General features: G+C 48.2%; 22 protein-coding genes and 1 other RNA gene. 9 read left to right on the top strand and 14 right to left on the bottom strand.

The genetic code is table 11. From position 1 onward, the window contains the following. Nucleotides 1-208 precede the first annotated feature (208 nt). From BIZ37_RS13315 to BIZ37_RS13300, 4 genes are read right to left on the bottom strand one after another with little or no spacing between them, the layout of a single operon-like run. Entirely contained in the window at nucleotides 209-619 is a 411-nt protein-coding gene (locus tag BIZ37_RS13315) for a prepilin-type N-terminal cleavage/methylation domain-containing protein (protein WP_187461911.1), read from the bottom strand. After that, nucleotides 609-1,865 carry a hypothetical protein gene (locus tag BIZ37_RS13310; protein ID WP_187461910.1) on the bottom strand — a complete coding sequence of 419 codons (1,257 nt, stop codon included), beginning with the start codon at nucleotides 1,863-1,865 and terminating at the stop codon, nucleotides 609-611. The genes BIZ37_RS13315 and BIZ37_RS13310 overlap by 11 nt, the downstream gene beginning before the upstream one ends. After that, the gene (locus tag BIZ37_RS13305; RefSeq protein ID WP_222939669.1) at nucleotides 1,865-2,464 is read right to left on the bottom strand and encodes a PilW family protein; all 600 of its coding nucleotides are present in this window, start codon (nucleotides 2,462-2,464) and stop codon (nucleotides 1,865-1,867) included. The genes BIZ37_RS13310 and BIZ37_RS13305 overlap by 1 nt, the downstream gene beginning before the upstream one ends. Continuing rightward, entirely contained in the window at nucleotides 2,442-2,990 is a 549-nt protein-coding gene (locus tag BIZ37_RS13300) for a GspH/FimT family protein (protein WP_187461908.1), read from the bottom strand. Before BIZ37_RS13300 ends, BIZ37_RS13305 begins: the two co-directional genes overlap by 23 nt. 146 nt (nucleotides 2,991-3,136) lie before the next feature. Between BIZ37_RS13300 and BIZ37_RS13295 the strand changes: the two genes are divergently transcribed. Beyond that, complete coding sequence (locus BIZ37_RS13295; RefSeq protein WP_187461907.1) at nucleotides 3,137-3,547, top strand: type IV pilin protein; 411 nt, start codon at nucleotides 3,137-3,139, stop codon at nucleotides 3,545-3,547. A gap of 52 nt (nucleotides 3,548-3,599) precedes the next feature. Here BIZ37_RS13295 and dnaJ read toward each other — a convergent pair whose 3' ends face one another. The 3 genes from dnaJ to grpE all read right to left on the bottom strand — a co-directional run bounded on the left by dnaJ (nucleotide 3,600) and on the right by grpE (nucleotide 7,586). Then, on the bottom strand, nucleotides 3,600-4,742 hold the full coding sequence (gene dnaJ / locus BIZ37_RS13290; RefSeq protein ID WP_187461906.1) for a molecular chaperone DnaJ: 1,143 nt from the start codon (nucleotides 4,740-4,742) through the stop codon (nucleotides 3,600-3,602). Nucleotides 4,743-4,829: 87 nt separating this feature from the next. After that, nucleotides 4,830-6,752 carry a molecular chaperone DnaK gene (gene dnaK / locus BIZ37_RS13285; protein ID WP_107301275.1) on the bottom strand — a complete coding sequence of 641 codons (1,923 nt, stop codon included), beginning with the start codon at nucleotides 6,750-6,752 and terminating at the stop codon, nucleotides 4,830-4,832. A gap of 210 nt (nucleotides 6,753-6,962) precedes the next feature. After that, complete coding sequence (gene grpE / locus BIZ37_RS13280; RefSeq protein ID WP_107301276.1) at nucleotides 6,963-7,586, bottom strand: nucleotide exchange factor GrpE; 624 nt, start codon at nucleotides 7,584-7,586, stop codon at nucleotides 6,963-6,965. A 181-nt stretch (nucleotides 7,587-7,767) separates the two neighbouring features. Here grpE and nadK point away from each other — a divergent pair, with 181 nt between their 5' ends. The 3 genes from nadK to bamE all read left to right on the top strand — a co-directional run bounded on the left by nadK (nucleotide 7,768) and on the right by bamE (nucleotide 11,005). Then, nucleotides 7,768-8,658, top strand: coding sequence for an NAD(+) kinase (gene nadK / locus BIZ37_RS13275; RefSeq protein WP_187461914.1), 891 nt, complete (start codon nucleotides 7,768-7,770; stop codon nucleotides 8,656-8,658). A 182-nt stretch (nucleotides 8,659-8,840) separates the two neighbouring features. Continuing rightward, nucleotides 8,841-10,508, top strand: coding sequence for a DNA repair protein RecN (recN, locus tag BIZ37_RS13270; protein ID WP_187461905.1), 1,668 nt, complete (start codon nucleotides 8,841-8,843; stop codon nucleotides 10,506-10,508). Nucleotides 10,509-10,648: 140 nt separating this feature from the next. Further along, nucleotides 10,649-11,005 (top strand): outer membrane protein assembly factor BamE, encoded by a 357-nt coding sequence (gene bamE, locus BIZ37_RS13265; RefSeq protein WP_107301279.1) that lies wholly within the window; start codon nucleotides 10,649-10,651, stop codon nucleotides 11,003-11,005. An 88-nt stretch (nucleotides 11,006-11,093) separates the two neighbouring features. Here bamE and BIZ37_RS13260 read toward each other — a convergent pair whose 3' ends face one another. Both BIZ37_RS13260 and BIZ37_RS13255 read right to left on the bottom strand, forming a co-directional pair. Next, nucleotides 11,094-11,414 (bottom strand): RnfH family protein, encoded by a 321-nt coding sequence (locus BIZ37_RS13260; RefSeq protein WP_187461904.1) that lies wholly within the window; start codon nucleotides 11,412-11,414, stop codon nucleotides 11,094-11,096. Continuing rightward, a complete protein-coding gene (locus tag BIZ37_RS13255; RefSeq protein WP_107301281.1) occupies nucleotides 11,404-11,838 on the bottom strand; it encodes an SRPBCC family protein in 435 nt (144 codons plus the stop codon). The genes BIZ37_RS13260 and BIZ37_RS13255 overlap by 11 nt, the downstream gene beginning before the upstream one ends. A 213-nt stretch (nucleotides 11,839-12,051) precedes the next feature. Between BIZ37_RS13255 and smpB the strand changes: the two genes are divergently transcribed. Both smpB and ssrA read left to right on the top strand, forming a co-directional pair. Continuing rightward, nucleotides 12,052-12,531 carry an SsrA-binding protein SmpB gene (gene smpB / locus BIZ37_RS13250; RefSeq protein WP_187461903.1) on the top strand — a complete coding sequence of 160 codons (480 nt, stop codon included), beginning with the start codon at nucleotides 12,052-12,054 and terminating at the stop codon, nucleotides 12,529-12,531. A gap of 104 nt (nucleotides 12,532-12,635) precedes the next feature. Continuing rightward, nucleotides 12,636-13,005, top strand: a transfer-messenger RNA (tmRNA) gene (ssrA, locus tag BIZ37_RS13245). A gap of 184 nt (nucleotides 13,006-13,189) precedes the next feature. On the opposite strand, the gene BIZ37_RS13240 is transcribed toward ssrA, so the two are convergent. Together BIZ37_RS13240 and BIZ37_RS13235 are read right to left on the bottom strand one after the other, a co-directional pair. Continuing rightward, nucleotides 13,190-14,452 carry an LlaJI family restriction endonuclease gene (locus tag BIZ37_RS13240; RefSeq protein WP_187461902.1) on the bottom strand — a complete coding sequence of 421 codons (1,263 nt, stop codon included), beginning with the start codon at nucleotides 14,450-14,452 and terminating at the stop codon, nucleotides 13,190-13,192. Then, nucleotides 14,442-16,169: an McrB family protein gene (locus BIZ37_RS13235; RefSeq protein ID WP_370577355.1), complete on the bottom strand. Its 1,728-nt coding sequence runs from the start codon at nucleotides 16,167-16,169 to the stop codon at nucleotides 14,442-14,444. The genes BIZ37_RS13240 and BIZ37_RS13235 overlap by 11 nt, the downstream gene beginning before the upstream one ends. Before the next feature lie 68 nt (nucleotides 16,170-16,237). On the opposite strand from BIZ37_RS13235, the gene dcm reads away from it, so the two are divergent. Continuing rightward, nucleotides 16,238-17,575, top strand: a complete 1,338-nt coding sequence (dcm, locus tag BIZ37_RS13230) for a DNA (cytosine-5-)-methyltransferase (RefSeq protein ID WP_187461901.1) — start codon at nucleotides 16,238-16,240, stop codon at nucleotides 17,573-17,575. Between the two features lie 59 nt (nucleotides 17,576-17,634). Here the strand turns inward: dcm and BIZ37_RS13225 are convergent, their stop codons facing one another. The 3 genes from BIZ37_RS13225 to BIZ37_RS13215 all read right to left on the bottom strand — a co-directional run bounded on the left by BIZ37_RS13225 (nucleotide 17,635) and on the right by BIZ37_RS13215 (nucleotide 20,543). Next, nucleotides 17,635-18,618, bottom strand: coding sequence for a hypothetical protein (locus tag BIZ37_RS13225; RefSeq protein WP_187461900.1), 984 nt, complete (start codon nucleotides 18,616-18,618; stop codon nucleotides 17,635-17,637). A gap of 91 nt (nucleotides 18,619-18,709) precedes the next feature. Next, entirely contained in the window at nucleotides 18,710-19,207 is a 498-nt protein-coding gene (locus BIZ37_RS13220) for a very short patch repair endonuclease (RefSeq protein ID WP_187461899.1), read from the bottom strand. 172 nt (nucleotides 19,208-19,379) lie between these two features. Beyond that, nucleotides 19,380-20,543: a threonine/serine exporter ThrE family protein gene (locus BIZ37_RS13215; protein ID WP_187461898.1), complete on the bottom strand. Its 1,164-nt coding sequence runs from the start codon at nucleotides 20,541-20,543 to the stop codon at nucleotides 19,380-19,382. A gap of 357 nt (nucleotides 20,544-20,900) precedes the next feature. Between BIZ37_RS13215 and BIZ37_RS13210 the strand changes: the two genes are divergently transcribed. Continuing rightward, entirely contained in the window at nucleotides 20,901-21,047 is a 147-nt protein-coding gene (locus tag BIZ37_RS13210) for a hypothetical protein (protein ID WP_187461897.1), read from the top strand. Nucleotides 21,048-21,219: 172 nt separating this feature from the next. Then, nucleotides 21,220-22,326, top strand: coding sequence for a M20/M25/M40 family metallo-hydrolase (locus tag BIZ37_RS13205; protein WP_187461896.1), 1,107 nt, complete (start codon nucleotides 21,220-21,222; stop codon nucleotides 22,324-22,326). Nucleotides 22,327-22,402 lie beyond the last annotated feature (76 nt).

The raw sequence follows: 22,402 nt of genomic DNA, 5'->3' as shown, positions 1-22,402 counted from the left end.
GAGTGCCCACACAGATTGCATGGTCAAATTGTTAAAGAACAATCCGCTACGTTGCCGGCTTAAGTTGCCGTGCTCCGTGTCGGTGAGGTGGCATTATAGGGAGAGAATTCCAGAGGGCAATAGTTTTTTTGAGAAAAAAGACCGAGCGGTCAAAGTTTAAACAAAGCGCTTATTTTCGACTATTTTATGGCTTTCTCTACTGAGGAGATCAATCAAATTCACTGTATTTTGAGATAACCGTCTCAAGGCTAACAGCTTGAGATTGCTCCAGGCGGTCTTTCCAGCTAACCCATACAGTGATCTTTTTCGTGTCAGGTACAGGAGAGTTGTCTATAACAGTAACTTCCCGAGTCGCTGTGAATGTGGCCATGGAAACGGATTCTGTTTGGCTCACTATAGAGCTATAAGCTATGGTCCCACCGGCAGCACTCTGCGCGCGGGTCCGGAATTGCTCTAACTTTTCTTCTGCCAAATACAACGCGTCTAAAGTCTTCAACGCATTTTCAGCCTTTACCTCCATAAAAGACTGCATCTTTATCAAGCCCATCACACCCACAGTCATAATAGTAAGAGCAATGAGTACTTCTATAAGGCTGAAGCCACTTTGTTTAGAAGTCATGCCAAGAGCCTTCTTGCCATTTAATCGTTACAAGGTCTTCAAGTGCTTGCTGATAGACATCTCCGTTAAAGCTAAAATTAACACTACCTCTAATTTTAGCTGTTAGTCCAGGAGCATCCATAACATAACCACCACTAGGGAAAAAAGAACCATTCTGGAAGTATGCAACCCTGCCTTTTTCAGCCTCAGATAAATCTCCTCCAGAAGACATCTGGTCCCATTGTTCATTTGTGGGCATAAAGCTACTCGCTGGAGACTTAAAGTGATAAATAAGCGCGTCTAACTTATGCGAACCATTTACGGCTAAAATGCCATCCTGTACAACAATAACAGCTCCGGGACTTCCAGATTTATCAATACTCTCTTGGATAGCGCTGACATTCATACCTAAATCACAATTGCCTTCAACCCAAACACGCAGATCACCTTTTGCAATAATATTGGCAATATCTGATGCGCATTCTTTAGAGCCAACAACTATTGCCGATTTATCTCTGACTGTTTGCCAGTTTTTTCTATCTGTAAAGAAGACATCCTTAAATGCATCATATTGAGAAGAAATTTTTTGATAATCGTTGCCAAACTCCCGAGGTTTGTCCTGTGTTAAATTGATTTCATTATTATGAACAGTAGACTGATGGCTACTCTTGCAAGAAGGCCAACTTGAAGCGTCATCGTGAAATCCATCATAAGGTGGAAAATTCCAATCTAAACCTTGATTAACTACTGTTCCAACGATTTCAACTTTACCTGCATACCTCATTAGTACACATTCATAATCATCTCCGGCTTTCTTACCAGGGTCTGGGTAAAACGTAAAAGTACCGCCATCGGCATCCAGTATTAAATCTGATGTCGCCTTGATCGCCCCCGGTAACCTATCGCCACCAATAACAATATTTCTTTGAATATTAGCCCTAGCACTACCAAGCTCAGTTGCTGATAAGACCTTATAAGAATTCAAGGCAATACTTGAAATGGATAAATTGAGATTTTGAAAGTTACATGTAGAGTCAAAATAGTTTGGATTAGTAATTACAGATAGATCTGGTTCAAGCATTACTTTAGAAAAACTACACTCCAATCCACCCTCAGCCAACCAATGAGCCTTCCTCGCCATCACTTCATTCTGAGTACGCTTTATCTGGTAGAAGATGTTTTTGTACGATGACAAGGAGAAGATCAAAGATACGACCAATAACATGACAGTCACTAACAATGTCGCTAAGCCTCTCTGCCTTTTCATCAATACCAGTTCCTTGTTTTAACCTTGATGATTTTTGACACGCTAAACTCATCATTCCGTGTAGATGCATCCAACTGAATAGTTAAAAGCTGGCTACTTACCGTTCCCGCATCTAATGACTTCTCCTGTACTTCAAACTTCGTCACCTTCAACTGGCCGTAATCCAAAACTGAATGGCCGTTTTTACAAACTCCCGATGTGTCAATTTCTGAACTTTTTGTCATAAATACACTAAGGCGATCACCGTTTAGGTAATACGAGCGAAAGTGTTTATTAATACCATCGTTATAACCATATCCAATACACGTTGATTTACCACCATCTGGGTCATCGAGATAAACCGTTTTCGTTGCGCCACTTAGGATAAGAGTCGATGACGCACCAGAGGCAAATCCAGCACGTAATATGTCATCTTTTATCAATCGCAAAGCATCATTAGTATCTTGCGCCAACATCAACTGCAGCGAACGTTTTGATGAGCTATTAAAACCAGAGATGAAGACCGAAGTGACCGCAGCTAAAACCATCAACGAAACCGAGGTTGCTACAAGTAACTCGATAAGACTAAAACCCAAATCAGCTTTCGGGGCAGGTGCCATATCCATAGCCTCCACTTTCGCTACACACATACAGCCTGCCAGTCATATTGCTGGCCTTTACTCTTACCTTATCCTTTTCCCCCGCAGACAATACAAAGCTACCATTATGATTGGGCCGCCCGGTCATCGAATCAAACAAGACATTAGTTACTGGAAAAGTCTTATAAACTGAAACCTTGGTAAATTGCTCCCCTTTGACTTCAGCAATAACCTCATCACTCATCGAGGTTTTAGCCTGTATACGCCAATCTGGCTTAGTACCTGTTGCAGAGTTAATGGCAACTTCTTGGATATCAACAGTAATCACCTCGCTGCGCATAACAGCCTCAGACTTAGCCTGAGCCATCAACCACTCAATCTCAGTAGCCAGGCGTTTGATCTGACTACTGTGGATCAAGTGCTCAAATGATGGTGCTGCAGAACCAATTAATATAATCAATACGGCCAATGCGAGAAGTAATTCCAACAACGTAAAACCGCCGTTTCGTCGCGATATTTGCTCACGACAGTGAACCTTACTTTCCATTTCGCGCCCCACTCCCCACTTCAAACTAATTCGCATCTAACCCAGCAGATACACCTTGATTCATATGCTACCACCCAGCCAGAATAACCACAGCGAAGCAAGGACGACTTATCGAGTGAGTTCGAAATTTTCGGAGATACAAGGGAATGAACCAGCAAAAAGGCATGACACTGGTCGAAATATTAATTGCAGTAGGCGTTATTGGCATTTTGAGTGCAATCGCCTACCCGTCTTACCAACAACAGACATTGAAAGGTTACCGATCGCAAGCGATGGCAGATTTGATGAAAATACAATTAAGGCTGGAAGAGCAATACACACAACATGGTGACTACAAATTTGATCTGACGGTTAGTGCTGGAACGTGTTCTTTTTGTGAAACCGAGCCTAGCCGTTACCAATTTTCCATAGATGACAGTGGTAGTACACCAGCCGAACGCTACATATTAGCGGCGAAACCACAAAAGAGTTCAGGCCAACACAAAGATGCCTGTGGGGTACTCTATCTTAACGCTATCGGAATGGGGTCATCTGAAAGTGACACGAACTGCTGGTAAAAAAATAGCCAGCACTTAGGCTGGCTATTTGGATACGATAAAGATGACTGAATTAACCAGTCAGATCATCGAAGAACTTCTTCACACCGTCAAAGAAACCTTCAGCCTTTGGCTTGTGCTTCTTTGCCGCTTTACCGCCAAGGGTTTCTTCAAGTTCCTGTAGCAACTCTTTCTGGCGTGAGCTCAAGTTAACTGGCGTTTCAACAACCAGCTTACAGATAAGATCACCCATTGCGCCACCGCGTACTGACTTCACGCCCTTACCACGCATGCGGAACATACGGCCAGTTTGTGTTTCAGAAGGGACTTTCAGGTTCACACGACCATCAAGGGTTGGGACTTCTACCTCACCACCCAAAGCAGCCATCGTGAAGCTCACAGGCACTTCGCAGTATAGGTTGTTGCCATCACGCTCGAAGATATGGTGCTGAGCAACATGGACCTGTACGTATAGATCGCCAGCAGGTGCCCCGAACTCCCCAGCTTCGCCCTCACCAGATAGACGAATACGGTCACCCGTATCCACACCTGCAGGAATTTTAACAGACAGAGTTTTGGTTTCTTCTTTGCGGCCCTGGCCGTGACACGTACCACAAGGCTCTTTGATGATCTTGCCGCGACCGTGACAGTGCGGACAGGTCTGCTGAACAGCGAAGAAGCCCTGGCGCATCTGCACCTGGCCGCTACCGTGACAGGTACCACATGTGGTTGCGGATGTACCTTTCTTAGCACCGGAACCATCACAGGTATCACAGTGAACCAAGGTAGGAACACGGATCTCTTTGCTGCAGCCGCGAACCGCTTCTTCCAGTGTCAGTTCCATGTTGTAGCGCAAGTCGGCACCGCGTTGAGCGCGCTGCTGGCCACCACGACGGCCACCGCCACCGAAGATATCGCCAAACACATCACCGAAAATGTCACCGAAGTCAGCACCACCGCCGAAGCCGCCGCCACCGCCCATACCGCCTTGCTCAAAGGCTGCATGGCCGTACTGGTCGTAAGCTGCTTTTTTCTGAGGATCCGTTAGGATTTCGTATGCAGTCTTAACTTCTTTGAATTTCTCAGCCGCCTGCTCGTCACCCTGGTTACGGTCAGGGTGGAACTTCATTGCAAGGCGCTTGTAAGCCTTTTTGATATCACGCTCTGACGCATCACGACTTACGCCCAGAACTTCGTAAAAATCTCGTTTTGACATACTTATCTGTCACCTGCCTTAATACAGCTACGGGCGCAAGAGTAAACTCCAACGCCCGCGCTCAACTAAGAATAAGAATTAACTATCTTATTTCTTGTCGTCTTTAACTTCTTCGAACTCAGCGTCAACTACGTTGTCGTCTTGCTGCTCTTGCTGTGGTTGTTCGCCACCAGCTTGTGCCTGCTGTGCTTGAGCTTGCTGCTGAGCGATTTCCATTAGCTTCTGAGAAGCAGCGATTAGCGCCTGAACTTTAGCGTCGATCGCTTCTTTGTCTTCGCCTTTACGTGCTTCTTCAAGCTCGTTTACAGCCGCTTCGATAGTCGCTTTGTCTTCAGCTGGAAGTGCATCGCCTGCTTCTTCGATCTGCTTGCGAGTACCGTGAACAAGCTGGTCAGCTTGGTTACGTGCAGTTACCAACTCTTCGAACTTCTTGTCCGCTTCTTTGTTAGCTTCTGCTTCTTGTACCATTTTCTCGATATCTTCGTCGCTCAGACCGCCAGATGCCTGGATAGTGATCTTCTGCTCTTTACCTGTGCTCTTATCTTTTGCAGATACGTGCAGGATACCGTCGGCATCAAGGTCGAAAGTTACTTCGATTTGAGGCATACCGCGAGGTGCAGCGTTGATACCTTCTAGGTTGAACTGACCAAGAGACTTGTTGTAGCCCGCTTGCTTACGCTCACCCTGTAGAACGTGGATAGTTACCGCGCTCTGGTTGTCTTCAGCTGTTGAGAACACCTGGTTCGCCTTAGTAGGGATAGTGGTGTTTTTCTCGATTAGCTTAGTCATTACGCCACCCATGGTTTCGATACCAAGAGATAGTGGAGTAACGTCTAGTAGAAGAACGTCTTTAACGTCACCAGCAAGAACACCGCCCTGAACACAAGCACCAACCGCTACAGCTTCGTCTGGGTTCACGTCTTTACGTGGCTCTTTGCCGAAGAACTCAGAAACCTTCGCCTGAACCATAGGCATACGAGTCTGACCACCAACTAGGATAACGTCAGTGATGTCGCCTACAGATAGGTCTGCATCCGCTAGAGCAACTTTTAGTGGCTCTAGAGAGCGCTGTACTAGGTCTTCAACTAGAGATTCTAGTTTCGCACGAGTCACTTTGATGTTCATGTGCTTAGGACCAGTCGCATCTGCAGTCACGTAAGGTAGGTTTACGTCAGTCTGCTGTGCAGAAGATAGTTCGATTTTCGCTTTTTCAGCAGCTTCTTTAACACGCTGCATCGCTAGCGGATCGTTCTTAAGGTCGATACCTTGCTCTTTCTTGAACTCGTCAACCAAGTAGTTGATCATGCGGTTATCGAAGTCTTCACCACCTAGGTGTGTGTCACCGTTGGTAGAAAGAACTTCAAACGTCTTCTCGCCTTCAACTTCGTCGATTTCGATGATAGAGATATCGAAAGTACCACCACCAAGGTCGTAAACCGCGATAGTGCGGTCACCGCCCTGCTTGTCTAGGCCGTAAGCTAGAGCAGCAGCTGTTGGTTCGTTGATGATACGCTTAACTTCAAGACCTGCGATACGGCCGGCATCTTTAGTTGCCTGGCGCTGTGCATCGTTGAAGTATGCTGGAACTGTGATAACTGCGCCCGTTACTTCCTCACCTAGGAAGTCTTCAGCAGTTTTCTTCATTTTCTTAAGTACTTCAGCAGAAACCTGAGGAGCAGCCATTTTCTGGCCTTTTGCTTCTACCCAAGCATCACCGTTGTCAGCCTTAACGATTTTGAAAGGCATGATTTCGATGTCGCGCTGTACTTCTTCGTCTTCAAAGCGACGACCGATTAGACGCTTGATTGCAAATAGCGTGTTTTCAGGGTTTGTAACCGCCTGACGCTTAGCTGGCTGACCAACTAGAGTTTCACCGTCTTGGGTGTAAGCGATCACAGATGCCGTTGTGCGCTCACCCTCAGCATTTTCAATTACACGTGGCTTGTCACCATCAAGTACTGCTACACAAGAGTTAGTTGTACCCAAGTCAATACCAATGATTTTACCCATCAGGCTCTCTCCGAAATTCATTTAGCTTACTTGCCAGCCCGTTACCATAACGCCGCTGACAACGCGGTTTCACCCGCAGAAATTGATTTACGATGTCGTATGACTACTAGATAAGGGCAGCCAAATTGTTTTCAAGGGTGACACCGAAAAAAAATTAAAAAAAATTAAAAAAGCCCGCTCGAAGCGGGCTTGTTTCAGTCAACGTCCCACTTAAGCTTGGGTATCGATGTTGCCAGCCGCAGCCTTAGACACCATTACCATCGCTGGGCGAACCACACGGCCATTTAGCTCGTAGCCTTTTTGCATCACCAGCATCACGGTGTTCGGCTCGTGCTCGGCACTTTCCTGGATAGACATCGCCTGGTGGAATTCTGGGTTGAACGCTTCACCGATTGGATTAAGCTGCTTCAGGCCGAACTTCTCAACCGTGCCCATCATGGTCTTCAGGGTTAGGTCAACACCCTCAACCATTGGCTTGATTGCTTCATCGTTCTTGTCTGCCATTTCGATAGCACGTTCCATGTTATCGATAACCGGCAGTAGCTCTTCAGCAAACTTATTCAGAGCAAACTTACGTGCCTTGTCTACTTCCTGCTCGCTGCGGCGACGCATGTTTTCTACGTCAGCACGGGCGCGCAGAACGCTGTCTTGCTGCTCGCGTACTTTGGCTTCGCTAGTTAGCAAAGCAGCTTCAAGCTCAGCGATACGGGCTGCCTGCTGCTCTTCAAGGGTCATTTCAACCACTTCTTCCTCAGCAGATTCAGTTTCAACCGCTTCAACAGTTTGCTCTTGCTGTAGCTGTTCGTCCTGTACTTTTTTCTCTTCGTTGCTCATGCTTTCGCTTCTCCGCCAAGATCATGGTGTTCAATGGAGGATAGAATAATCTGCTCTATCCAAAAAACTTGTATATGCGCATATTATGGGGATGAAGTTCAATGATTCAAGCCGATATCGCTCACAATGCGCGACAAGTGTCTAATCCTGACGCTATACTGGTTCTCTCTTTATTTGTCGGATCATGGACATGACACGCGTTTTCCAAACTATCGCGATAATTGGCAAACCCCGTAACCCCGAAGCCCTACAGACCCATATGAGCCTCTACAAGTGGCTGGTCGAAAAAGGCTATGACGTACTTGTTGACCACCGCTTGGCCAATGATCTGTCATTACCCAAAGCGGCTTTTTGTGATTTGTTGACTATTGGCGACAAGGCTAACTTGGCAATCGTGGTTGGCGGTGACGGCAATATGCTGGGCGCGGCAAGGGTACTGTCCCGCTTCGACATTGCAGTGATTGGTGTTAACCGCGGTAGCCTTGGCTTTTTGACCGACCTTGATCCCGATGCCTTCGAAGACGAACTCGAACAGGTACTTAATGGCGAATACGTGGTCGAAAAACGCTTCCTGCTCGAAGCAGAGGTTCACCGCCATGGCATGATCAAAAGCCGCAATGCCGCGCTAAACGAAGCCGTGCTCCACCCGGATAAAATCGCCCATATGATTGAGTTCGAGGTCTACATCGATGATACCTTCGCTTTCTCGCAGCGCTCGGACGGCCTGATTATTTCAACGCCAACAGGCTCAACCGCTTATTCCCTATCCGGTGGTGGCCCTATCCTGTCATCCGAACTCAATGCTATCTCCCTGGTGCCGATGTTCCCGCATACGCTGTCTTGCCGTCCGTTAGTGGTCGATGGCAACAGCCGGATCAAACTGATGGTTTCACCAACCAACGGCAGTACACTGGAAGTCAGCTGCGACGGTCAGGTATCACTGCCGGTCAGCCCGGGCGATGAGATCCATATCTACCAGAGTCCTGAAACCCTAAGGCTGATCCACCCTAAGAATTACAGCTACTATGAAGTCCTGCGCGGAAAGCTAGGCTGGTCAAGTCGGTTGTTCTAGACAACACCCCAATTTTGCCTCTATCGAAGCCAGCCCTAAGGGTTGGCTTTTTTATTGCCAATTTTCATAACGTTAACCTAAATCAAGCTTTGTTGAAAAAATTTCACCAACAGTACTTTACTGTATGTAGATACAGTATATACTGTATGAAAAAACAGGTGTTGATTTAAACAGGTGAACACATGCTGGCTCATATGACGATCTCAAACTTTGCTATTGTCAAAAACCTTGAATTTGAACTTAAACCGGGAATGACCACTATTACCGGTGAAACGGGTGCAGGTAAGTCCATTGCCATCGATGCACTTGGCTTGTGTTTGGGTGATCGCGCCGAAGCTTGCATGGTTCGCCCGAATGAAGACAAAGCAGAGATCTCTGCTGCCTTTTCATTACTCAACAACCAAGCTGCCCGCCGCTGGTTGGAAGATAACGAGCTGATTGATGGTGACGAGTGTATCTTGCGCCGCGTCATCACCAAGGAAGGCCGTTCGCGTGGGTTCATCAACGGCAGTCCGGTGCCTGCTTCACAGCAAAAAGCGCTGGGGCAACTGCTGATCAACATCCACGGCCAGCATGCCCACCAGCAACTGATGCGCCCTGACTACCAGCAACAAATGCTGGATCAATACGCCGGCCACCACCAGTTGATGGAAAAAACGCGTAACCACTATCAGCGTTGGCGACAGGCCAACAACGAATACAAGCGCTTAGTTCAGAATCGCGAAGAGAACGAAGCGCAGAAACAGCTGATCCAGTATCAAGTCAAAGAGCTCAACGAGCTGGCACTTGCCGAAGACGAGTATGCCGAGATCGAAGAAGAGCACAAACGCCTATCCAATAGCGGCGAACTGGCTGTATCGAGCCAAAATGCTCTATCGGTGCTATATGACAACGAAGATTGCAACGCTCTCAACATGCTGCAATCTGCATGCCATGAAGTCGCTAACCTCGGCGAAATCGATGCAAACCTGAGCGCAATCCCGCAAATGCTAGAAGAAGCCATTATCCAGGTACAGGAAGCGAGCCAGGAGCTGCGCAGCTACCTTGATAACATGGATATGGACCCACAGCGTTTGATGTACCTAGAAGAGCGTCTAGCCAAGATCATGTCTCTTGCCCGCAAGCACTATGTGATGCCGGAAGAGCTATACAGCAAGCATCAAGAACTACTCAAAGAGCTCGAAAACCTTGATTGTAGCGATGAGCGGTTGGAGGAAATTGCGGAGAACGTCGAAAGCCTACGTCAGAAATTCCTGGCAAGTGCCGAGAAGCTCAGCAAGAGCCGCCAACGCTATGCCAAGGAGCTCGACAAGAAGATCTCCGACAGCATGCACCAACTCAGTATGGAAAACGGTGTGTTCAAGATTGATGTTCAGAGCGATGCCGAAGGGATGCTCAGCCCGCTGGGTTTCGACACCATTACCTTCTTGGTCTCGACCAACCCAGGCCAGCCATTGCAGCCGCTAGGCAAAGTGGCATCCGGTGGTGAGCTGTCACGTATCTCGCTGGCTATTCAGGTGATCACGGCACAGAAAGTCGAAACCCCTAGCCTGATTTTCGATGAAGTCGATGTGGGTATCAGTGGACCGACCGCAGCGATTGTCGGCAAGATGCTACGCACCCTAGGTGAATCAACCCAGGTAATGTGTGTCACTCACTTGCCTCAGGTAGCAGGTTGTGGCCACCAGCAAATGTTTGTAGCCAAGAAATCCAGCGCCGGCCAGACTGAAACCAATATGTTCCCGCTGACGCAAGAAGCCCGAGTCAACGAGTTGGCGCGCCTGCTAGGCGGTAGCGAAATCACCGAACGTACACTGGCTAACGCAAAAGAACTGCTTGTTGCGGCATAAATAGAATAAACTTTAATGGGCAGTGCAACTAAATGGTTGTACTATAGTCTCAATTACAGTTTTTTTCTTTACTGCTTTTTTACTTCTGCTCGGGTGTTGTTTATCATCGCTGCAGAATAAAGCGAACTTGCCGGGATGCTATGAGTTGGAAGAACCTTGCTGCCGTGACTTTGGCGGTCAGTTTATTGGGTGGCTGTTCAGTCGTTGAACGACTGGTTTACCGAATTGATATTAACCAGGGTAACTACCTGGAGCAGAAGGATATCGACACCCTTCGATACGGAATGAACAAAGAGCAGGTACAGTTTGTCCTTGGCTCGCCGATGCTGGTAGAACCTGAGTACCCGGATACCTGGTACTACGTGTACTACCACAAGCCGGGCCATGATGAGCCACAACAGAAAAACCTGATCCTGAAGTTCAACGCCCAGAATCAGTTAACCAGCCTTGAAGGGGACTACGAGAAAAGCCCTCAGTTCATGGAGCAATTCAACTAGGGTTGCTTTGCATTACTGGTTACCAGAAAGCAAAAAGCTCGCCGATGGCGAGCTTTTTCATTTGTCCGGCTTAATCACCGGCAGGATCTTATTCGCCCTTGGCAGCCAGAGCCTCTTGCTTGGCTTGTTCAGCACGCTTGCGGCGGATTTCTTTCGGATCAGCCAATAGCGGGCGGTAAATCTCAATTCGGTCGCCGTCATGCACCGTAGCGTCTAGCTTTACATTACGGCTGTAGATCCCGACCTTGTTCTTTTTCAGATCTATCTCTGGGTACAATGCTAATACGCCAGATTGCTCTATGATCTGCTGCACCTGCATGTCCGGCGTCACTGTCACGCGGATCACCTTCTGTACATCAGGTAGCGCATACACCACTTCTACATGGATCAGCTTTTCATCAGAAGTCATAAATTTCTCGCGCACGCTGGGTAAAAGCAGACACCATATTATTGGTCAAGTCGCGGAATACCTTACCAAACGCCGCTTCGACCAAACCATTGGTAAATTCAAAGTCCAGCTTGAGTTCAACCTTGCACGCTTCAGCATCAAGCTCGGTGAAGTGCCAACCACCGACAAGGCGACTGAACGGGCCATCAACCAGCTGCATGGCAATCACACTTCCGTCAGTCAGTTCATTGCGTGTCACAAATGTTTTCTTGATACCGGCCTTAGACACATCCACCGCAGCCATCATATGCTGTTCGGAGCTTTCTAAAATTTTGGTACCAGAGCAGCCCGGCAGGAATGCTGGGTAAGATTCTACATCGTTAACAAGTTCGAACATTTGTTTTGCACTAAATGGGACTAATGCAGAACGGCTGATCTGAGGCATAGCTTCTCCTTACGGTTAAAACGTGCCGCCTGTCCTAGGATTTGTGTACATTGCAGGTGAAACCCTATGACAAGGACAAACCCAATGATACCATTACTGGGCTAACAGCCAAAATAAGCGTGTTTATTGACTTCATCTCATTGATTTATAAATAGACACTTTTCGACCAGCTAGGCTTTTTGGCCGCTGGGACAGCAACATTCAAGAGTATTTATGGCCAAGAAAAAACCAAAGCAAAGTAGCAATACTATTGCCAAAAACAAAAGCGCCCGCTTCGAGTTCGCGATCAGCGACGAGTACGAAGCAGGCATGGAACTCCAGGGTTGGGAAGTTAAGGCAATCCGCTCTGGCAAAGTGAACATTTCGGAAAGCTACGTGTTCCTGCGTAACGGCGAAGCCTTCATCTCGGGTGTACAGATCACCCCACTTAATGCCGCCTCTACCCACGTAGTGGCCGACCCTACCCGTACCCGTAAGCTACTGTTGAACCGCCGTGAGATCGACAAGTTGCTTGGTGCCGTTAACCGTGATGGCGAGACTATCGTCGCCCTTTCCATGTACTGGAAGGGTTCATGGGTTAAACTTAAAGTAGGTACGGCGAGAGGTAAGAAATTACATGACAAGCGTGCCGACAAGAAAGACAAGGATTGGGCACGTGACAAGGCGCGTATCATGAAGAGTAGTCTTCGTTAATCCCTTTCCTGCCAGTGATTTGATGGATTTTCATCCATAAGATTGTTACTGGCAGGGAATTGTATTGACGCTAGGTGAAATTCTGTTACCATCGCCTTAACTCTGGGGCTGATTTAGGATTCGACAGGATCACGAAGGCTTGTGGAGCATGCCGAGGTGCGGTTGGCCTCGTAAAAAAGCCGCAAAAAAATAGTCGCAAACGACGAAAACTACGCACTAGCAGCTTAATAACCTGCTAAGAGCGCTCCTGCCCTAGCTTCCGCTTGTAAGACGGGGACCAACAGGGGTTCAAACCCAAACAAGATAGCGAGGGAACTTTCGACCAGAGAGGTGAACCGCGAAATAGAATTCTGGTATGTATTGGCATGGCGTGTCTTTCCGCAGTGCTCTTACGAGAATATAGAAAGACTAAGCATGTAGCGCCATCTGTTAGACTGATTTTGGACGCGGGTTCAACTCCCGCCAGCTCCACCAAACATACGTATGTTGACGTCTTATGACGTCCTTGAAAGCCCGTTAGGCCATTGGTTTAGCGGGCTTTCTGCGTTTGGAGAGGTTAACTGTTTTCGTGGCTCTGGGTGCGCATTGTTACTTTTTCGCCTAGGACGATCTAAGAAGAGAGTCAATGGCTACTGCCTGCAGCAGCCATTGGTGAATACTAACCAGCAAATAGCTCTTTACTGAAAGTATGCAGTTTCTTACCGGTGATATAGTGTTCAACTAGTTCAGCTGGGTCGAGGTAAAGGCACTTGATTGGCGGGTAACTGGCATCCTCGGTTTCTTTGGTCGAGCGGTTCAGCATATGTGCCGACGTCAAGGGCCCCTTGCCGGGAAAAACGAAAGCATTGCTTACCGATGCGCCCGGACAATACACCTGCAGCGCCTTCGCGTAGAAGAACTGTTTCACAAGATCCGGCCAGCCCGGTGCACTGTCCAAGCCCTGTGCACCGTAATACTTGGCATCGACAACGGCAAAAGTATCGCTTCCCGGCAAACGCAATACTGTATCAGTTCGCTGGCCTTTCGATGCAGCAACCTTTATCGAACCATCGTCAAACCGGTAAGCTGGAACGGAAAGCAGTCGGTTGACGGGGAAATTCCACAGCAGCGACTTATCGAGCATATGTTCCCACATCCCGTGAAAGTGTCGCATACCTATGACTGCACTGCTGGTCTCCTTGTTGCCATGCTCGCAGCGAAGGTATTCGCCCAGCAGCTTGAGTAACCGGATATCCCGTTCGGAATAAACAGATATCAACTCCGAATCGATAGCGCGGAGCTGGGCAGCAACCTTTCCCTTCGGCGGCGGCACATTGAGAATATCCAGTGCAACCGACGCATCCGATCCCGTAACCATCCACCCGTATGCTGCATCAAGCTCACGAATAACACTGGCATGTATTCGAGCAATTTCACAGTCGGAAACATACCGTCGCCTTGTACCATGAACATCAAGGTAGACCGGTCCCCCTTTGCCGGGGAAAGGTACTTCGCGGGAAATCGTGCGCCGCCAATCCGGCTTTCCCATATTCATAACACGTTCCGAAAGGCGCTGGGAATACAGACCGTTGTTGCAATAGTCCTCAAGCAGATCAGAAATAAGGCCAAGCCTACGGCTGCCGATACTACCGTCCCCCTCATCATGCGCATACAGTTTGCTGGAGCGGTCTTCGGAATAACGCCGGATCGCCTTCATAAGCGCCGAGGCAACACGGAAGCCTGCCCTGCTTCCCTTATCGGGTATATCGGAGTTGCGGGGCAGAAATACATGTGCACCATCATCAGCCATGACAACACCGCAGAATGACACGCGCTTCTCATCATTACTCAGCAGATACAAATTTTGCATCTGCTGCTTGAGAGCCGGCGGTAACAACGAGACCGGCAACCTATCAGTATAATGATGCAGCTCACACGCCATATTGAGATTCCGCCGCCTCGTCGGCTTGGGCATAGGCGTCTGAAAGCACCTTCAACCGCTGTTCGACCACCTCGTTAAACACTGCCGCCCCCTGCTCAAACGCCACTACCAGCTGGCCAAAGTTGACCAGCTCTTCGGGCTCCCCGTTAATCGTCACTGAATCGCGGAAGACAACTGTATGCTGGCCATGGCGCAGGACATCATCCCACAGGTACATAAACAGTTTGCCGGTCAGGGTATTTTCAGGACTGGTGCTGAGTTCAGTCTCACTGATAAAGCGATGGCCCAATAGGCGGTCTTCGGGAATATGCTCGGCCGAAAGGCAGTCGTTGATTGCCCGCGCAAAGTCAGCCCAGCGGAAGGACCGGCGGACTTGCCCGTCTGCATCCGACACCATGAACTCCAGCACCCCCTCAGAGGCCTTGCTGTAATCAATCCGCAGATACTCGAACTGCCAGCGGCGCTTAAATGCCGTATCCATCGGCATAACCGCCTGGTCGCTGCTGTTCATGGTTGCCAACAGGGACAGGTTGGGCGGGAGCTTGAGCTTGCCATCCGAAAAGAAATTGTCCGTTTCCGAGTTGAGGTAATGAAACAAATCCGGGTCAGACACATCGATGGAATACGTACTGCTTCCGTCGGCCTCACGATCCAGCAGTTGGAAAATTTCACCGAATACCGCTGCCGCCGCAGCGCGGTTTATCTCCTCGATAACGAGGCTAAAACTCACTGCTGGATGGTTGACAGCCTTGATGACTGCTTCGGTAAATGGACCGGGGCGAAACTGGTAAGCCACGCTGTCTCCAGCCATTACAGGTTTTAGGCAGCCGACAAAATCGCTGTACTGGGTATCGGGGTGGAAGACCGTTCGGATGAGCTGCTTCTCGTCGCGGCCCTGAGAGATCGAATAGCTCTTGCCTGTACCGGGCGCGCCATAGAAAATTTTGTTGAAACCGGTATTTACGAACGGGATTCGGTCCCCGCCGGCTTCACCATCCCCTTGGGCTGTAGGTTCATCACGGACACCGCCGTCTTCATTGCCACCAAGGTACGGGACCGGATTATGGCTCAGGGTATTGAAGTATTCCCTCAGTTCAACCGACTCACTGAATGCCTTCACGACTGTCTGAAGCCGTGATGAGTTTGCGACAATTACCCTAGCTGCTAGATCGAACGATGATTGGAAGACGTCACCTCGGTCAAGGGTCTTGCCATTAGTTTGTTCACTTTGATGTAGAGGTTGGAACCACCAATCTCGATCGGTAAGGAGTTTCTCAAAAAGTTCCTTATTTGGGTCACTGAGATTATTGGTCAAATAGTTTCCGACCTCCTGTCCTACATCTGAAGTAAAGTCCTCTTCATCCGAGGGTAAAGATTTAAAATATTGAGTTATTTGTTGCGTTGAATAACCTTCCTCTCTCAAGTGAGCCTTGAGTGCCCTCAACACAGATTGGTACTCCGACAGGGCAACATCCAGCTGCCAAAAAGTCATGCCGTACCAGAGCAAAGAAGACGGCAAATCAGTCCGCAAGCCTTTATCGTTAATCAAAGTGATTGAAAAAGGGTTGATTTCAAATTTAGACTTTTGCTCTAGCTTACCAAGCTCCCCACTCAGAATTGATGCCAGCTTTTCATCAATATGTATATCGCCGCGGTGAGGCAAACTATCGTATTGACTACGGCAATCTAGAATCACATCATTCAAATCTTTTAGCACAACGCACCTTGCCTGTTCACATATACAGTGCTACCATCCCGGGACAAAAAGCGGATAAGTGAGCCTGTATGACAACTGAAATTCAAAACCAAGCGGACTATATCAAAGACCTAAGAAAAAAGCTGGGACTAGGTCTTACGGAAATGGCTAATTTGCTGGGGATGAACGCTACCGGTGAACGCACTATTCGCGGGTGGGAGAATGGTGAGCATGCCCCTACCAAGGCTAAATGGAATGCAATCAAAGAGCTCGAGGATACCCTGAAAGCCCATTACGATAACGCGCCGCTCAAGCAGCAAAGTCTCGAACAGTCAGATTTTACCTTTATCGATCTCTTTGCCGGTATTGGCGGGATCAGGTACCCGTTCCAGCAGCTCGGTGGCCACTGCGTATTTACCTCCGAGTGGGACAAGTTTGCCCAAAAAACCTACCTTACCAACTACGGCGAAATGCCCAACGGGGACATTACGCAAATCAAAGCCAAGGATATTCCAGACCACGATATCCTGCTCGGTGGTTTCCCTTGTCAGGCCTTCTCACAGGCCGGCCTGAAGCAGGGTTTCAGCGATACCCGCGGTACCATGTTCTTCGAAATCCAGCGTATCCTTGCCGAAAAGAAACCAAAGGCATTCCTGCTGGAAAACGTCAAGCAGCTCCAGGGCCACAACAAGGGGGAAACCCTGAAGACAATCCTTTCGATCTTGCGTGGCGAGTTCGAGCAGGAAATTCCAGAAGATGTACCGATGAGCGAAGAAGCGCGTCATGCACTATCGGAAAAGCTAAACTACTGCGTCGGCTTCAAGGTATTGCGCGCCGGTGATTTCGGCATTCCGCAAAACCGTGAGCGTGTATTCATCGTCGGGTTCGACCGTGACTACTACCAGCTAGACCAAGACATCAAGTTCAGCGATATCTTTACATGGCCCGAAGGTTCCAAGGAGCCGACAAGAGTAGGAGACATCCTGCAAAGTCCGGAAGAGCTGCAGGCCGACTTTGAAAAACACCAGAAAGACCGTTTCACAATCTCTGAGAAACTGTGGACTGGCCACAAGAAACGCAAGGCCGAGCACCAGAACAAAGGTAACGGCTTCGGTTATTCACTGTTCAGTGCCGATGATGAGTATACCAATACCATCAGTGCCCGTTACTACAAGGACGGTTCGGAAATCCTGATTAACCAAGGTGAAGAAAAGCGTCCTCGCAAACTGACACCACGCGAATGTGCCAACCTGCAGGGGTTCCCGAAGGAGTTTGATGTAGATGCCGTATCCCAGGGGCAAATCTACAAGCAGTTCGGCAACTCGGTTTGTATGAAAGTCATCGAAGCTGTCGCATTCCAGATGACAACGGCAATGAAGCAGGCTGAACAAAGCAAATCAAGCAAGCAGCCAAAAGCAGTCGCTTGATTGCAGCAAGAAAGTTTGGGGCCCAGCTAAGTTAGCTGGGTTTTTTCAATTTGATACGGCTAATATAGCTTGGCGAACTCACTGAACTCGCATATACGAGTAGGATTGTCTGAGCCAGACCTCCCCATCCCAACACCACCCTGAACAGGCAGCTTACTCGCCCGAGCATCAAACTTCTTCATATTGATTATGCGCCAATCAATAAAATTCCGGCTCTTCTGATCATTGATATGCCTCACAAGATAGTACGCAGAAAGATCCAGTTTTGATTCCAGCTCAAGCAGGCTCTTTATCCTGCGGACATCCATGCCAAAGCCGGGAGGTGGATCTTTGCGTTTACTCTTGTCTTTTTCTTTCACTTCCAAAATACACCACCCACCTGTTTTCCTTTGCACAAAGAAATCAATATCAAGAGGTGCCCCCCGGCCATTGCCCAAACCGCACAAACCATCAAAGACAAAACGGGTAAGATACAAAGAAAGGAGTTCCTCCGTAGAGTAGGAAGAGAGTTTTTCGATATATTTCTGTTTCAACCCGTCGGGTATATCGACCGTACAGCGAAAATATGGGCTAAAACCAACCTGCAACAGGAACTGTTCGATATCGCTCAGTTCAAACTCATGTTTGTGGGAATTATACTTTTGGACCGAGAATGAGGAAGGTATTGAGAACTCTATAGAGCCGCTTTCAGATGAAATAGAGAAATTAGACCAAGACGACCAAGGCTCATAGGGATCATACGTAAATAAATATTGGCCTTTAAGGGACAGCAGCGAAACTTTTTCAAGCTGACATTCAACAAAAGATTCCTCTCTCGGGGCAACGGTAAAATAGACAGAATCTTCAAAGCTGTTATCGGTTTTTACCAATGGAATAAAAGTGCCGCCACTGGCATATTTTATCGATGGCCGGTGTTTTTTGAGCCAGCAAATAAAATCAAGCTCACCATTGAAACCATCATACCGACACTTATAAGCATTCTGGCTAATTACATTATGGGAGACCAATGTGTGCAAAAACTCCAACAGCTGAATCTTATCCATCAATAGACCACGCAGTATTCGAATACCATCCATACACAACAATATAAAACAGAGCGCATATTGTATCTATATTAAGATTCGGATACTAGTCTCAATGAATACCAGTTGCTATTGATAGCCGACGGAACCTACCCCCGATTTCCATATCAAGCATAGGTAGCGAGCCAGAACCCGATACCTGGCAGGAACCGGCTCCACCTACCAACCAGCACTCGATAAAGTCCAACAGCTCATCGAGACCAAAGTCGTTGGGGTTCCTTACGGCGCACTCCCATATCGTCAGCACACGCCAACCGTGCTCAATAAGCCAAGAGCGGGCTACCCTATCTCGGTTCCGGTTTTGCCGAAACTTCACTAACCAAAATTTGCGGTTATGCTTGGGAATATGGGACCTCTGGCATTTATTATGACAATGCCAGAAGCAACCATGGATAAAGATCACGGCTTTGTATTTGGGAAAGACAAGATCAGGAGAACCTTTGAGGCTTTTGACGTGTAACCGGTAACGGAAACCCTTGGAGAAGATTAGCTTGCGCAAGCCAACCTCCAACTTGGTATTCTTCGACGGGAATAGCGACATATCAGGCATTGGAAGCAAATCTCCTTTTCCATTACACAATAAGTATAACCAGCGTAATGGAAATAATGGGCTAGCTAACAACACCCGTTAAACCCAAGAGAAAACCAAATTAAAATAACCGCTGTGGGCCGCCAGCTCTATCACTAGCGACCGTTTCATTTAAATGGAGGCGATTTACTTACTAACGATCAATCTTTGGCGAGTAAAGCGAATAAGCGGTGATCTGCCCAGCGACAATCGCCGAGAACATGAAGATGGCAGACAAGCCGATATTGGGGATAGGCAAGATAGATTGCTCGAAGACGGATTGGCTGGCACTGATCAGCACACGGCTACCGGGGACTAGAATAATGATCCCCTGCACGATATAGATAGAACCGGTGAGGTTAAGCAGTTTGGCTATTTTGGTGCCATACAGGGTGATCAACACAGTGGTCACCCAGGTACCTACCACCCAGTCACCACCAAAGCCCAAGTACATCGGCCCCCACATTCCCAAAACGGCAACCGGTAGCCCGAGCAGTATGTCTTGCGGGCGGGCATTGAAGATCACCCCGATCGAGGTGGAGATCAACACCAAGCCAAACACATGCAGCCATAGCGGGATTTCGTTGGTATACGGGATGGTATCCACAGGCCCCCACCATGCCTCACCGATGTTCAAACCTATCATTACCCCGATAAACAGCTTGAGCAGGGTCAGCATACTTTGCCCGAGCAAGGCGGTGCCAGAGACCAAATCATTGAATGCCAGACACTCCAAGGAGTTAGCTATCGACAGTCCGGGCACAAACAAGACTATGGAGGCGATGCACAGCGCCCAGACCGGCACATTGATACCCAGGCTGACAATAAATGCCACAAACAAACCAGTTAACAGTGCCGCGATAAATTCAGCCGCAATAGCGCGGCGGCCATGGCAAACCAACTGTACCAACCAGACCATGAGCCCCAGTATGGCGGCATAGCCCACAGCCTCAAGGGTGCTACCAACCAGCATCAAATAGGCCGGGGGGATCCCCATATTGGCCAGTGCCACGACCCATTTGGGGTAGTGGAAATCTTTGGCTGTTTTTCCTTTGCTGGGTTGATGAATACGATCGATGGTGTTGGCGAGCAGGGCAAGATTGATAGAAGCCGGTTTGTGGCGCTTCATGACCACGGTATCCCTCTTGCCAAGGAACTGGTAATTGATCGAGGTTGGCATAGCCTGCACCATGACATCCGCACCATGTTTTTGGGCATAATGCTGGGTATACTTTTCCACCTTGTAAGGCGGGCATCCACAGCGATGCAAGGTATCCCCAATTTCTACCACTTTATTGATTATATATTGTGATGCCATAGCCAGATTAGTGTGAATCAAAAACGCAGTAAGGTAACAAATATGCGGCTTAGATACGAGTGAGTATAGTCTCATAAATAGCATTCTACCCGCACTAATTTACCGACAATCACTTTTATCACACTTACAACCCTAAGTGATTGATAGTTATATGCTAATAACTTCACAAAAGCATTATCTCGCCACCGCAAAAGCCCTTTAACGTACTGTTCAGCAAGCAAAAAAACAAACTAGGCGTCAGCTTTCACTAAAACTTAGCAACACTGCCATATTTATCACTTTCTTTAGGCAGTACCTCCAATTACAACAACGCCAATAGAACAGGACAATGACCCCCTCTATCACCAGAATCAAAGCATGCAACTTAATAGGGATGGTATGGAAGAAGAGACAGAACGGCTATTTATGGTAGAAAACCTATTAATGATCTTACGAGCCCCTGATGTAACCCTCTTGGCTAGCGACAGGCTTGAGATCCTAGATATGCCGACTGAAGCCTTATGATTAACGAGTCCCCCACACCTCCCCAACCCTCACGGTACATTTCCCCAACAAGCCAGAATAATCACCTTAACATTTGAAGTTTTATAGTGATTACCCCCACGATATTCGTGGACAGATCAAGGTTAGTTCAGCCAGTTCACGTAATATAGCGACCATTACGGAGGTGCTTTAAATGGCAAATATCAATCAGGACCGCCTGGTCCAACACTTTATTGAACTGGTTAAAATCGACAGCGAGTCGCGCAACGAAAAAGCGATTGCCGAGGCGCTGGCCGAGCAGCTAGGTGAAATGGGCTTTAATGTACAGAAGCTTCCTGTTCCTGCTGAGATCTCCAACGGCTTCAACATTTACGCCAAACTAGAAGGCAAGCTAGAAGGTACTATCCTACTAAGCTGCCACATGGATACCGTGACCCCAGGTAACGGCATCGAGCCTATCATCAAAGACGGTATCATCCGCTCGAAAGGCGACACTATCCTAGGTGGCGACGACAAATCCGGTATCGCAGCTATCATGGAAGCAGTTCGCTGCATCAAGGCTGACGGCCAAGAACACCAGACGATTGAACTGGCGTTCACTGTTTACGAAGAAGGTGGCCTGCACGGCTCACAGAACTTCGACATGAGCAAGGTTGAGTCACTAACCGGTATCGTATTCGATTCTGGCGGCCCAATCGGTACTATCATCACGACGGCACCAGGCCAGCAGAACCTGAAAGTAAACATTACGGGTAAACCAGCCCACGCAGGCCTTGCACCGGAAGAAGGTATCAACGCCCTGACTGTTGCGGCTGATGCCATCACCAACATGAAGCTATCTCGCATCGACGAGGAAACGACAGCTAACATCGGTGTAGTGAAAGGTGGCCAGGCGACCAATATCGTAATGCCAGAGCTATTCATTGAAGCTGAAGCCCGTTCACTGGATGACGACAAGCTACAAGCACAGGTCGATCACATGGTGAGCACGTTTGAAGCTGCGGCTGACAAGCACGGTGCGGAAATCAACATTGCCTCAAAGCGCGCTTACAACGCTTACCGCATTGCTGATAACGACCCACATGTTGAGAAAATTAAAGCCGCTTTCGAAGCCAACGGCGTTGAACCTATGTGCAAGCCAACAGGCGGCGGTAGCGATGCAAACATCTTCAACAGCAAAGGCCTGAAGACTGTGAACCTGTCTACCGGCATGGCGAAGGTACACACGACAGAAGAGTTCATCAAAATTGATGACATGGTAGAGATCACCAAGTTCTTGTACACCTACCTAACTCGCTAATCTCCTTCAAAGAGGAAGGTTCGCCTTCCTCTTTATCCCTCAAAAGCATAACCGTGTAGCCTTGTTGTTTATGCTC

It is taken from the genome of Photobacterium sp. BZF1 (assembly GCF_014349205.1).
Taxonomy (GTDB): Bacteria; Pseudomonadota; Gammaproteobacteria; order Enterobacterales; family Vibrionaceae; genus Photobacterium.
This window is presented reverse-complemented; position numbering and strand designations above follow the sequence as displayed.